Here is a 12,300-nt window from a genome sequence, read left to right on the forward strand (position 1 = left end):
CATGCCCGGTCGCAAGCGGCGCCGGACATACATCGAGGGCGCAACCACCCTCGATTTTGAAACGAAATCCTGGCACATCCTTGTGCCATGCAGCCGGAACTAGCCCGGCACGCGACGGATCTTGGCGCCGAGCATCTGCAGTTTCTCTTCGATGCACTCGTAGCCACGGTCGATGTGGTAGATGCGGTCGATCAAGGTATCGCCCTCGGCGATCAGGGCCGAGATCACCAGGCTGGCCGAGGCCCGCAGGTCGGTTGCCATGACCGGCGCGCCCTTGAGTTTCTCGGCGCCGGTGACGATGGCGGTGTTGCCTTCGACCTGGATCTTGGCGCCCATGCGGTGCAGCTCATAGACGTGCATGAAGCGGTTTTCGAAGATCGTCTCGATCACCGCGCCCGTGCCTTCGGCAATGGCGTTGAGGGAGATGAACTGCGCCTGCATGTCGGTCGGGAACGCTGGGTAGGGAGCGGTCCGCACGTTGACGGCTTTCGGCCGCTTGCCGTGCATGTTCACTTCGATCCAGTCTTCGCCGCAGGTGACTTCGGCGCCAGCTTCCTTGAGTTTTTCCAGCACAGCTTCAAGGATGGTCGGATCGGTGTCCTTGACCTTGACGCGGCCACCGGTGACGGCGGCGGCAACCAGGTAGGTGCCCGTTTCAATACGGTCCGGCATCACTTTGTAAGTGGCCGAGTGCAGGCGCTCGACGCCATCGATGGTGATGGTGTCGGTGCCAGCGCCGCTGATCTTGGCGCCCATGGCGATCAGGAAGTTCGCCAGGTCCACCACCTCGGGCTCGCGAGCGGCGTTTTGCAGCACGCTGCGGCCCTTGGCCAATGCGGCGGCCATCATGATGTTCTCGGTCCCGGTCACGCTGACGGTGTCGAAGAAGAAATGCGCGCCACGCAGGCCGCCTTCAGGGGCCTTGGCCTTGATGTAGCCGCCCTCGACATCGATCACCGCGCCCATGGCCTCCAGGCCACGGATGTGCAGGTCCACTGGACGCGAACCGATGGCGCAACCGCCAGGGAGCGCCACTTCGGCTTCACCGAAACGGGCGACCATCGGGCCGAGCACCAGGATCGAGGCACGCATGGTCTTGACCAGTTCGTACGGCGCGACCAGGGTCTTGATGGTACGTGGGTCGATTTCGACGGCGAGTTTCTCGTCGATCACAGGTTCGATGCCCATGCGGCCGAACAGCTCGATCATCGTGGTGATGTCGTGCAGGTGCGGCAGGTTGGCCACGGTCACAGGGCCATCGCACAGCAGCGTCGCGGCCAGGATCGGCAGCGCGGAGTTCTTTGCTCCGGAAATACGGATTTCGCCATCGAGGCGAACGCCGCCGGTAATAATCAATTTATCCATAAGAATCTCGACGCCCTTGGGCTCAGGTGCGCTCGGCCCAGGCCGCGCGGCTGAAAAATTTCATAGTGACCGCGTGGATGCTGCCATCGGCGATCCATGGGTTCAAATGGGCATAGATGCTCTGCTGACGCTTCACCGGGCTCAACGCCGCCAGTTCATCGCTGATCACGTTCAGCTGGAAATTGCAGCCTTCGCCTTCAACTTCCACCTGCGTACCAAGCAGCTTTCCTTCAAGGAAGCTCTTCACTTCTACAGCCTGCATGCTCAACCTCAATCGGCGCCCTGTGCGCACGGGTCGCACATCATACAAAAAAGCCCCGCGCCTGCGAACCCCGCGAAGCAGGACTCTGACGGGGGGCTTTTACGAAGTTGTGAATCAGGGGTGCTCCAACAGCTCGGTCAATTCGCTGACCTGGGCTATTTCGCGCATGTCCTCAGGCATCCCACGGATGCTCCACGTCTTGCCGGCGGCCTTGGCGTCGCGCATGAAGCACAGCAGGAGGGACAGACCGACGCTGCTGGACTTCTCCACCGCCGAGCAGTCAATGACCAACTCGGCGGCCTTGGCGGATTGGATCAACGCCTGGCCCTGCTTGCGCAAACCCGGGCCGGTGCGGTAATCCAGCACGCCACTGAGCAGCAACTCGCCAGACTCGCCCAGGCGAACGGCCGACTCACTCACCGACGCATTCATTGTTGCTGCTTCTCTTGGGCATCTTCGGCAACTTCCTTCGCCTTGGCGACTTCACCCGCCCAACCGTCGATGGTCTTGTTCAGGTCGTTGCCGTTGCGCTGCATCGCATCGGCGAACTGATCGCGGAACAACTTGCCGATGTTGATGCCGTTGATGATCACGTTGCGTACTTTCCACTCGCCGCTGATTTTCTCGAGCGTGTAGGACACCGGATATACGGCGCCGTTATTGCCCTTGACCGTCATGCCGACGCTGGTGCGATCACCTGACTCATCCTTGGCCGGATCGACCGTGATGCCCTGGTTGTTGTACTCGAGCAAGGCGTTGCCATAGAACTGGAACAGGCTGCGCTTGAAGTTTTCCTGAAAGCGGGTCATCTGCTCGGGCGTAGCCTTGCGCGAGTATTTGACGGTCATGATGCTCTTGGAAATGCCATCGGCATCCACGACCGGCCCGACGATACGGTTCAGGGATTCATAGAACGCACCCGGGTCCTGCTTGTACTTTTCCTTATTGGCAGAGAGATCCGCCAGAAGTTGATCCGTGGTGGTCTTGATGATGTCGTGCGCCGAAGGCGCCGCCACGGCATTGCCCATCAGCGGCAGGGCCGCCAGCAAGACCAGCAGGCTGCGTCGCAGGATAGAGATCATTCAATAGCTCCTCATTTGGCGTCTTTGTTCACGGTATTGAGCAGGAATTTACCGATCAGGTCCTCGAGCACCAGGGACGACTGTGTATCGTGGATGGTCCCACCGTCCTTGAGCAAGGCATCTTCCCCACCCACGCTGATACCGATGTATTTCTCGCCCAACAGCCCAGCCGTGAGAATCGATGCAGTGGAGTCAGTCGGCAGGTTATCCACCCGCTTTTCCAGTTGCAGCGTCACCCGACCGGTGAAACTGTCGCGGTCCAGATCGATTGCCGTGACCTTGCCGATGGTGACACCGGCCATGGTTACCTTGGCTCTGACCGTCAAACCGGCGATATTGTCAAAATAAGCATAAAGTTTATAAGTATCGGTGCTCGCGGTCGGCGCCAGTCCACTGACTCGCAGGGCCAGCAGCAGCAAAGCCAGGATGCCAGCCAGCAAGAAAAGGCCGACACCGATTTCCAGGGTGCGGTTTTGCATCAGAAATCTCCAAACATCAAGGCGGTCAGAATAAAGTCAAGGCCCAGGACGGCCAACGAGGCATAGACCACGGTCTTGGTTGTGGCACGGCTGATCCCCTCTGACGTGGGCTCACAGTCATAACCTTGGAACACGGCGATCCAGGTGACCACGAAAGCGAATACGGCACTCTTGATCACACCGTTGAGCACATCGTCGAGAAAGTCGACGCTGTTCTGCATGTTGGACCAGTAGGAACCTTCATAGACCCCCAGCCAATCGACGGCCACCCAGGAGCCTCCCCAGATCCCCACGACACTGAAGATCATCGCCAGCACCGGCAGCGAGATGAAGCCGGCCCACAGGCGCGGGGCAATGATGTACTTGAGCGGATCGACACCAATCATTTCCAGGCTGGACAACTGCTCGGTGGACTTCATGTTGCCGATTTCAGCGGTCAACGCCGACCCGGCACGCCCAGCGAACAGCAGCGCCGTCACCACGGGCCCGAGCTCGCGCAACAAAGTCAGCGCGACCATTTGCCCGACCGCTTGCTCCGATCCATAACTGGACAGGATGCTGAAGCCCTGGAGCGCCAGTACCATGCCAATGAAGATGCCCGAGACGACGATGATCACCAGGGACATCACCCCCACCGAATGCAATTGCTTGACCAGCAGGCCAAAACCGCCTCCGGTCGAATTGCGTCCGAGCAGTGCGTGCATCAGGAACAGCGTGGAACGCCCCAGCACGGCCAGCACGTCGATGCCGGAACGGCCGAACAGGCGAATTCTTTCTATTAATGATTTCTTGCGCATCAGCGCTTCCCCAGCAGATCGGTACGGTAATCCGTGGCCGGAAAATGAAACGCCACCGGACCGTCCGGGTCACCTTTCATGAATTGGCGAATGCGTGGGTTGTCCGAATCCTTCAATTCCTTGGGCGTACCCTGCCCCAGCACCTGGCCATCGCCAACGACATAGATGTAGTCGGCGATGCTCGCGGTTTCGGCCAGGTCGTGGGACACCACGATGCTGGTGATGCCCAGGGCGTCATTGAGCAGGCGGATCAACCGCACGAGCACGCCCATGGCAATGGGGTCCTGGCCAACAAAGGGCTCGTCGTACATGAGGATTTTTGGATCGAGGGCGATGGCCCGCGCCAACGCCACGCGACGCTTCATGCCACCGGACAGTTCATCCGGCATCAAATCCAGGGCCCCGCGCAGCCCGACGGCCTGCAGCTTGAGCAAAACGATGTCGCGGATCATTTCGTCCGGCAGTTCGGTATGGACCCGCAGGGGAAACGCCACGTTCTCGAACACATCGAGGTCGGTAAACAGCGCGCCGCTCTGGAACAGCACCCCCATATGCTTGCGCGCATCGAACAGATCGCTGCGCGACAACTTTGGAAGGTTCTGGCCATTGACCCAGACTTCGCCGGCGCTAGGGCGCAGTTGTGCCCCCATCAGCCGCAGCAGCGTGGTCTTTCCGCACCCGGAAGGCCCCATGATGCCGGTCACCTTGCCGCGCGGGATGCGAATATCGATGTCATTGAAAATGCTGCGCGTCCCTCGCTTGAAGGACAGTCCCTTCAGCTCGACCGCGTAGGCGTTGTCGGCACTCATCTAAACTCCTTGCGATGCAGCCTCATATCCGTATGCCCAGGCCAGCCGACAAATGCCGGTACCGCCGGGCACACGAACCGGCGGCGAACTATATCACTGCAAGCGTCAGGCGCCCAAGGCCAACCCCCCGCCCGTTAAGCCTGGCTTAAGGTAAAACACCACATTTTATGTCCAGCCTTGCAACCGTTCGAACAAAGCGTGACGAACTAACGTGAGGGAATCGTTCATTACCGCTATAATCGCCGCCTTTTCATCGGGCTATACGATCTGACATGAGCCAATCCAGCGACCTGATTCAATCGGCACAACGTACCATCCGCCTCGAGCTCGAAGCCGTACAAGGCTTACTGGCCCACATCGACGCTGATTTCGTACGTGCCTGCGAGATGATTCTGGCCAGCAAGGGCCGCGTGGTCGTGGTCGGCATGGGTAAGTCCGGCCACATCGGCAACAAGATCGCCGCCACCCTGGCGAGCACGGGCACGACGGCATTTTTTGTCCACCCGGCCGAAGCCAGCCACGGCGACATGGGCATGATTACCCGGGACGACGTCATCCTGGCCCTGTCCAACTCCGGCTCGACCAATGAAATCCTCACGTTGCTGCCGCTGATCAAGCGCCTGGGCATCCAGATGATCAGCATCACCGGCAACCCGGACTCCCCGTTGGCCAAGGCCGCCGAGGTGAACCTCAATGTCCATGTCGAGCACGAAGCCTGCCCGCTGAACCTGGCCCCGACCTCCTCCACCACCGCGGCACTGGTCATGGGCGATGCCCTGGCCGTGGCCCTGCTGGAAGCCCGGGGCTTCACGGCCGAGGATTTCGCCTTTTCCCATCCCGGTGGCGCGCTGGGCCGTCGCCTGTTGCTGAAAGTCGAAAACGTGATGCACGCCGGAGAAGAGCTGCCGCAGGTGCAACGCGGCACGCTGCTCAAAGATGCGCTGATGGAAATGACCCGCAAGGGCCTGGGCATGACCGTGATCCTCGAAGCCGACGGCAAGCTCGCCGGGATTTTCACAGACGGCGACCTGCGCCGCACCCTCGACCGCGCGATCGACATTCGCAACGCAACCATCGACGAAGTCATGACGCTGCACGGCAAGACCGCCCGCGCCGACATGCTGGCCGCCGAAGCCCTTAAAATCATGGAAGACCACAGGATAAACGCACTGGTGGTAGTGGATGACGAAGACCGCCCGATCGGCGCCTTCAACCTGTCCGACCTGCTGCGTGCTGGAGTAATGTAATGACGACCGACCTGCTGCAACGGGGCAAGACCATCAAGCTCGCCGTATTCGACGTCGACGGTGTACTCACCGACGGCCGCCTTTATTTCCTCGAAGACGGCAGCGAATTCAAGACCTTCAACACACTCGACGGCCAAGGCATCAAGATGCTGATGGCCTCGGGCGTGCAAACGGCCATCATCAGCGGCCGCAAGACCCCGGTGGTCGAACGGCGGGCGAAGAACCTGGGCATCCCCCACCTTTACCAGGGCCGCGAAGACAAACTGGTGGTTCTGGACGAGCTCCTTGGCCAACTCAATCTAAGCTATGAACAGGTCGCCTACCTGGGCGACGATCTGCCGGACCTGCCGGTCATCCGTCGGGTCGGCCTGGGCATGGCAGTGGCCAACGCAGCGGCGTTCGTGCGCGAGCACGCCCATGGCGTCACCACGGCAAGGGGCGGCGAAGGTGCAGCCCGTGAATTCTGTGAACTGATCCTGCGTGCCCAGGGCCACCTCGAAGCGGCCAACGCCGCATACTTGTGAGCCATTTATGCTAAGCAAGAAGATTCGCACCATTCTGGTGTTCAGCTGCATCGCCGCGATTTTCGCTGCGGTGGGCTATTGGAACATCAGCCCGGAACGCTTCCTTGACCAACCCGCGGCCAAGGTCGAGGAAAATGACATCGACTGGTATGCGACCAATACGCATACCCTGCAATACCTGCCGGACGGAAAGGTGCAGTACGAGATGACGGCCGAAAAGGTCGATCATGTAAAGGCCAGCGACGTCACGCTGGTGACCAAACCGGACCTGAACATGTTCCGGGGTACCGAATTTCCATGGCACGTGCAGAGCGAACGGGCCGAGGTCAATCCCGGCGGCACCGAAGTCGAACTGATCGACTCGGTGCGCATCGCCCGGACCGATGAAAAGAACCGTACGACCATCATCACCAGCAGTCGCATGACGGTCTTCCCGCAGCGAGAATATGCGCAGACCGAGCAACCCGTTAGAATCGACGGCGCTGGCGGCGTGTCGACCGGCGTGGGAATGAAGGCGTATTTGAAGGAAAGCAGGATACACCTGCTATCGAAAGTAAGAGGACAGTATGAAGCTCGCTAAAACCCTCCCTATTTTGCTCAGTCTGGGCGCTGCACTGGGAAGCGCGAGCGCCTGGGCCCTTCCCAACGACCGCGACCAGCCTATCCGCATCCAGGCCGACGACGCGCAACTGGACGACAAGAACGGTGTCGCCACCTATAAGGGTGACGTGATCATTACCCAGGGCTCGATGAAGGTGACCGGCAATACCGTCACCATCACCCGCACCCAGTCCGGCGATATCGACGTAGTCACATCCGTGGGCAACCTGGCGTACTTCGAACAGTTGCAGACCGCAGGCGACACCAAGCCTGTGCAGGGTTACGGGGTCACCATCCAGTATCACGCCGCCCAGGACCGCGTTGTATTGATCGACCGCGCCAAGGTCGTCGACAAGGACAACAACGTGACCCAAGGCGAGAAGATCGTCTACGACACGGTCAAGAAGCTGGCCAGCGCCGGCCGTGCCACTGGCAGCAAGGTGACCGAACAGCGTCCGCGGATCGACATGGTGATCCAGCCGAAAAAGAAAACCGACGAGCAGAAGGCGCAGTAATGGCAACTCTGAAAGCCCAGCACCTGGCCAAGAGCTACAAGAGCCGCCAGGTTGTGCGCGATGTCAGCCTGTCCATCGACAGCGGCCAGATCGTTGGCTTGCTCGGCCCCAACGGCGCGGGCAAGACAACCTGTTTCTACATGATCGTCGGGCTGGTTCAGGCCGACCAGGGCCGCGTACTTATCGACGACCTGGATGTCAGCCACCAGCCGATGCACGGCCGGGCGAAGGCCGGTATCGGTTATCTGCCGCAAGAAGCGTCGATCTTCCGTAAACTGTCGGTGGCCGACAACATCATGGCCATCCTCGAGACCCGCAAGGAGCTCGACAAGGCCGGCCGCCGCCAGGAATTGGAGAGCCTGCTGCAGGAATTCCATATCAGCCACATTCGCGACAACCTGGGCATGAGCCTGTCCGGCGGCGAACGTCGTCGCGTGGAAATTGCCCGCGCCCTGGCTACCGCGCCGAAATTCATTCTGCTCGACGAACCCTTCGCCGGCGTAGACCCGATTTCGGTGGGCGACATCAAGCAGATCATCCATCATCTCAAGGCCAAGGGGATCGGCGTGCTGATCACCGACCACAACGTGCGCGAGACACTGGACATCTGCGAGACCGCCTATATCGTCAACGACGGCCAGTTGATCGCCGAGGGCGACTCGGCCACCATCCTGGCCAACGAGCTGGTCAAGGAAGTGTATCTGGGCCACGAGTTCCGCCTTTAAGCCACGAAGCCTCAGGCGAAGGCCTGGGTGGCGCCGAATGTCCGATGACGACCCGTGGGGCACTCTCAATTAATTGAAGACGCCCCCTAGGCAAACACTTCAGTTTCAGGCATATAATTTGCTTAAGTTTGGCGCTCCGGCGCCCTGTAGTGGATGGCGCATGTGCGCCGGCAAATAAGGTGTTAAGCCCCTGCCATGAAACCATCGCTAGTCTTGAGAATGGGCCAGCAGCTGACGATGACACCGCAGCTGCAACAGGCCATCCGCCTGCTCCAATTGTCGACCCTGGACCTGCAACAGGAAATCCAAGAGGCCCTGGAATCCAATCCGATGCTCGAACGCCAGGAAGAGGGCGACGACTTCGACAACACCGATCCACTGGCCGACAATGTCGAGCAGAAAACCACCCCGGAAATCCAGGAACCAACCTACCAACAGGAAGCCGCCCCCACGGTGGACAACCTTGAGGATGGCGAATGGAACGAGCGCATTCCCAACGACCTGCCCGTGGACACGGCTTGGGAAGACGTCTATCAGACCAGCGCCAGCAGCCTGCCGAGCGGCGATGACGACGAATGGGATTTCACTACCCGCACGTCCGCCGGCGAGAGCTTGCAGAGTCATCTGCTCTGGCAATTGAACCTGGCGCCGATGTCCGATACCGATCGCCTGATCGCCGTGACCCTGATCGATTGCATCAACAACCAGGGTTACCTGGACGAGACGCTGGAAGAAATCCTCGAAGCCTTCGACCCCGAGCTCGACATCGAGCTGGACGAGATCGAAGCCGTCTTGCATCGCATCCAGCAGTTCGAACCCGCCGGCATCGGTGCTCGCAACCTGGGCGAATGCCTGTTGCTGCAGCTGCGCCAATTGCCCGCCAAAACCCCGTGGCTGGCCGAAGCCAAGCGCCTGGTGACCGATTACATCGACCTTTTGGGCGGACGCGACTACAGCCAACTGATGCGTCGCATGAAGCTCAAGGAAGATGAACTGCGCCAGGTCATCGAGCTGGTGCAAAGCCTCAACCCGCGTCCTGGCTCACAGATCGAATCCACCGAGCCCGAATACGTCGTCCCCGACGTAATCGTGCGCAAGCACAACGATCGCTGGCTGGTGGAGCTCAACCAGGAGTCGATGCCCAAGCTGCGCGTCAACGCCCAGTACGCGGGTTTCGTCAAACGCGCCGACACCAGCGCCGACAACACCTTCATGCGCAACCAGTTGCAGGAAGCGCGCTGGTTCATCAAGAGCCTGCAGAGCCGCAACGAAACCCTGATGAAAGTCGCCACCCAGATCGTCGAGCATCAGCGCGGCTTCCTGGAATATGGCGACGAAGCGATGAAGCCATTGGTCCTGCATGACATTGCCGAGGCGGTGGGCATGCACGAATCGACGATTTCACGGGTGACCACCCAGAAATTCATGCATACCCCTCGGGGTATCTATGAATTGAAATACTTTTTCTCCAGCCACGTCAGCACCTCCGAAGGCGGCGAATGCTCGTCCACGGCCATCCGCGCGATCATCAAAAAACTGGTCGCTGCGGAAAATCAGAAAAAGCCGTTGAGTGACAGCAAGATCGCTGGTTTACTGGAGGCACAAGGCATTCAGGTGGCCCGCCGTACCGTCGCCAAATACCGCGAATCCCTGGGGATCGCACCTTCGAGCGAACGCAAGCGGTTGATGTAACAGGCCACGCCACAGCGTTCCAGTGGCAGGCACCCAGCCTGCCGCTTTATGCACTGGCAACGAAGGAGAAGCTGTATGCAAGTCAACATCAGTGGACACCAACTGGAAGTGACCGAACCCCTGCGCACCTACATCGGCGAAAAACTCGACCGATTGGAGAGGCATTTCGACAAAATCACCAACGTGCAAGTCATTCTGAACGTCGAAAAGCTGAAGCAGAAGATCGAAGCCACACTGCATATTCCCGGCGGAGAAGTGGTTGCCAATGCGGAGCATGATGACATGTATGCCGCGATTGACCTGCTGACCGACAAGCTGGATCGCCAACTCAAAAAGCATAAGGAAAAGACCCAGAGCCTCCTCCAGGGCGCAACCGGTCGTTAACCCCCCCAATCCATGATCCGACTAGAAACCATCCTGACCCCCGGCCGTTCCCAGGTGAACGCGCCGGGTGGCAGTAAGAAGAAAGCCCTCGAACAAATTGCCAACCTGATCCACCGCGAAGTGCCGGATCTGGAAATGCAGGACGTCTTCGAGGCCCTTATCGCCCGTGAAAAACTAGGCTCCACCGGTTTTGGCAACGGCATCGCCATTCCACATTGCCGCCTCAAAGGCTGTACGTCGCCCATCAGCGCGCTACTGCACCTTGAAGCGCCCATAGATTTCGACGCCATCGACGGCGCCCCGGTCGACCTGCTGTTCGTATTGCTGGTTCCGGAAGCGGCGACCGATGCGCACCTTGAGCTGCTGCGCCAGATCGCCAGCATGCTGGACCGCAAGGAAGTGCGCGAAAGACTGCGCAGCGCAACGGGTAACGACGCTTTGTATCAGGTTGTCCTGGACGAGCAGAACGGTCATTAAACATGCGCATGATCATCGTCAGTGGCCGCTCCGGCTCCGGTAAAAGTACCGCCCTCAATGTGCTCGAGGACAGCGGCTACTACTGCATCGACAACTTGCCGGCAGGCCTGCTCCCGGAGTTGGCCGAGCGCGCCCTGATCCACACCGAACTGGCGCAACCGCTGGTCGCCGTGTCGGTCGATGCCCGTAACCTGCCCAGCCACTTGTCGCGCTTCCCCGAACTGCTCGAGGAAGTGCGCAGCCGCCATATCCAATGCGATGTGCTCTACCTGGATGCCGACGAAGAAACCTTGCTCAAGCGTTTCTCCGAAACTCGCCGGCGCCATCCACTGAGCAATGCGAGCCGCTCCCTGGCCGAAGCGATCCATGACGAAAGCCAACTGCTCGGGCCCATCGCGGACCTGGCGGACCTCAAGCTCAACACCACGAACCTGAACCTGTATCAACTGCGCGACACCCTCAAGTTGCGCCTGCTGAACCAGCCAGAACCGGGTACGGCCTTTCTCGTCGAATCGTTCGGTTTCAAACGCGGAATGCCCGTAGATGCCGACCTGGTGTTCGATGTCCGCTGCTTGCCCAACCCTTATTGGAAACCGGAACTGCGCGAGCAGTCCGGGCTGGACCAACCGGTAATCGACTACTTGGCTGCCCAGCCGGATGTCGAAGAGATGTACCAGGACATTTCCAGCTACCTGCTTAAATGGCTGCCCCGCTTTGCCGCTAGCAACCGCGCCTACGTCACGATCGCCATTGGCTGTACGGGTGGCCATCACCGCTCCGTCTACCTGACCGAACGCCTGGGTCAGCTCCTGCAACAATCCCTGAAGAACGTCCAGGTTCGCCACCGCGACCTCAGCTAAAGGATTCACACCGCGATGCCTGCTCGTGAAATTGAAATCATCAACAAGCTGGGTTTGCATGCCCGAGCGTCGGCGAAATTCGTAGGTGTGGCGGGTCAGTTTCCTGAGACCACGATCCGGGTCGGGCGCACGCCTGAGAGTACCGTCGATGGTAAAAGCATCATGGCGATGATGATGCTCGCCGCTGGCAAGGGCACCAAGATCCACTTGAGCACCGAGGGCGAACAGGCCCAGGAGGCGATGGATGCCTTGGTGACGCTGATCAACAACTATTTCGACGAGGGGGAATAACTCCTCCGGACCCAAGGCCATTTCGTGGCAAGGGAGCTTGCTCCCGCTCGGCCGGGCTGGCGCTCCAGTGCGCAGCGGCCGCAAGATGTTGGGGCCGCTGCGCGGCTCAGCGGAACAAGCTCCCTCGCCACAAAAACGGACTTGCCATGAGCTCTAATCGACACAAAAAAGGCGCGTCATCCACATGAATG

The 12,300-nt window shown here is 59.8% G+C and carries 17 protein-coding genes; 10 read left to right on the forward strand and 7 right to left on the reverse strand.

Annotated elements, in window-relative coordinates; all coding sequences use genetic code 11:
• Positions 1–99 precede the first annotated feature (99 nt).
• The 7 genes from murA to J3P81_RS20725 form a co-directional block, all read right to left on the reverse strand.
• Positions 100–1,365 carry a UDP-N-acetylglucosamine 1-carboxyvinyltransferase gene (murA, locus tag J3P81_RS20695; protein WP_144922830.1) on the reverse strand — a complete coding sequence of 422 codons (1,266 nt, stop codon included), beginning with the start codon at positions 1,363–1,365 and terminating at the stop codon, positions 100–102.
• Between the two features lie 22 nt (positions 1,366–1,387).
• Positions 1,388–1,627 (reverse strand): BolA family protein, encoded by a 240-nt coding sequence (locus J3P81_RS20700; RefSeq protein WP_434560629.1) that lies wholly within the window; start codon positions 1,625–1,627, stop codon positions 1,388–1,390.
• Between the two features lie 114 nt (positions 1,628–1,741).
• The gene (locus J3P81_RS20705; protein WP_434560631.1) at positions 1,742–2,047 is read right to left on the reverse strand and encodes an STAS domain-containing protein; all 306 of its coding nucleotides are present in this window, start codon (positions 2,045–2,047) and stop codon (positions 1,742–1,744) included.
• Between the two features lie 8 nt (positions 2,048–2,055).
• Complete coding sequence (locus J3P81_RS20710; RefSeq protein WP_420765511.1) at positions 2,056–2,709, reverse strand: MlaC/ttg2D family ABC transporter substrate-binding protein; 654 nt, start codon at positions 2,707–2,709, stop codon at positions 2,056–2,058.
• Between the two features lie 11 nt (positions 2,710–2,720).
• On the reverse strand, positions 2,721–3,188 hold the full coding sequence (mlaD, locus tag J3P81_RS20715; protein ID WP_420765512.1) for an outer membrane lipid asymmetry maintenance protein MlaD: 468 nt from the start codon (positions 3,186–3,188) through the stop codon (positions 2,721–2,723).
• The gene (gene mlaE / locus J3P81_RS20720; RefSeq protein ID WP_420765513.1) at positions 3,188–3,985 is read right to left on the reverse strand and encodes a lipid asymmetry maintenance ABC transporter permease subunit MlaE; all 798 of its coding nucleotides are present in this window, start codon (positions 3,983–3,985) and stop codon (positions 3,188–3,190) included. The genes mlaD and mlaE overlap by 1 nt, the downstream gene beginning before the upstream one ends.
• A complete protein-coding gene (locus J3P81_RS20725) occupies positions 3,985–4,794 on the reverse strand; it encodes an ATP-binding cassette domain-containing protein (protein WP_420765514.1) in 810 nt (269 codons plus the stop codon). Before J3P81_RS20725 ends, mlaE begins: the two co-directional genes overlap by 1 nt.
• Before the next feature lie 272 nt (positions 4,795–5,066).
• Here J3P81_RS20725 and J3P81_RS20730 point away from each other — a divergent pair, with 272 nt between their 5' ends.
• The 10 genes from J3P81_RS20730 to J3P81_RS20775 all read left to right on the forward strand — a co-directional run bounded on the left by J3P81_RS20730 (position 5,067) and on the right by J3P81_RS20775 (position 12,109).
• Entirely contained in the window at positions 5,067–6,041 is a 975-nt protein-coding gene (locus J3P81_RS20730; RefSeq protein ID WP_420765515.1) for a KpsF/GutQ family sugar-phosphate isomerase, read from the forward strand.
• On the forward strand, positions 6,041–6,565 hold the full coding sequence (locus J3P81_RS20735; protein WP_039592232.1) for a KdsC family phosphatase: 525 nt from the start codon (positions 6,041–6,043) through the stop codon (positions 6,563–6,565). The genes J3P81_RS20730 and J3P81_RS20735 overlap by 1 nt, the downstream gene beginning before the upstream one ends.
• A gap of 7 nt (positions 6,566–6,572) precedes the next feature.
• Positions 6,573–7,145 carry an LPS export ABC transporter periplasmic protein LptC gene (lptC, locus tag J3P81_RS20740; RefSeq protein WP_434560633.1) on the forward strand — a complete coding sequence of 191 codons (573 nt, stop codon included), beginning with the start codon at positions 6,573–6,575 and terminating at the stop codon, positions 7,143–7,145.
• Complete coding sequence (lptA, locus tag J3P81_RS20745; RefSeq protein WP_420765517.1) at positions 7,132–7,680, forward strand: lipopolysaccharide transport periplasmic protein LptA; 549 nt, start codon at positions 7,132–7,134, stop codon at positions 7,678–7,680. Before lptC ends, lptA begins: the two co-directional genes overlap by 14 nt.
• On the forward strand, positions 7,680–8,405 hold the full coding sequence (gene lptB / locus J3P81_RS20750; protein ID WP_047228667.1) for an LPS export ABC transporter ATP-binding protein: 726 nt from the start codon (positions 7,680–7,682) through the stop codon (positions 8,403–8,405). The genes lptA and lptB overlap by 1 nt, the downstream gene beginning before the upstream one ends.
• 195 nt (positions 8,406–8,600) lie before the next feature.
• Entirely contained in the window at positions 8,601–10,097 is a 1,497-nt protein-coding gene (locus J3P81_RS20755) for an RNA polymerase factor sigma-54 (protein WP_434560635.1), read from the forward strand.
• Between the two features lie 75 nt (positions 10,098–10,172).
• A complete protein-coding gene (gene hpf / locus J3P81_RS20760; protein ID WP_090281780.1) occupies positions 10,173–10,481 on the forward strand; it encodes a ribosome hibernation-promoting factor, HPF/YfiA family in 309 nt (102 codons plus the stop codon).
• A 12-nt stretch (positions 10,482–10,493) separates the two neighbouring features.
• Positions 10,494–10,958, forward strand: a complete 465-nt coding sequence (gene ptsN, locus J3P81_RS20765) for a PTS IIA-like nitrogen regulatory protein PtsN (protein WP_434560637.1) — start codon at positions 10,494–10,496, stop codon at positions 10,956–10,958.
• Positions 10,959–10,960: 2 nt separating this feature from the next.
• Positions 10,961–11,818 (forward strand): RNase adapter RapZ, encoded by an 858-nt coding sequence (rapZ, locus tag J3P81_RS20770; protein WP_420765520.1) that lies wholly within the window; start codon positions 10,961–10,963, stop codon positions 11,816–11,818.
• Positions 11,819–11,833: 15 nt separating this feature from the next.
• Positions 11,834–12,109 (forward strand): HPr family phosphocarrier protein, encoded by a 276-nt coding sequence (locus tag J3P81_RS20775; protein ID WP_434560639.1) that lies wholly within the window; start codon positions 11,834–11,836, stop codon positions 12,107–12,109.
• Positions 12,110–12,300: the final 191 nt, after the last annotated feature.

It is taken from the genome of Pseudomonas sp. R1-6, assembly GCF_051132115.1.
Classification (GTDB): domain Bacteria; phylum Pseudomonadota; class Gammaproteobacteria; order Pseudomonadales; family Pseudomonadaceae; genus Aquipseudomonas.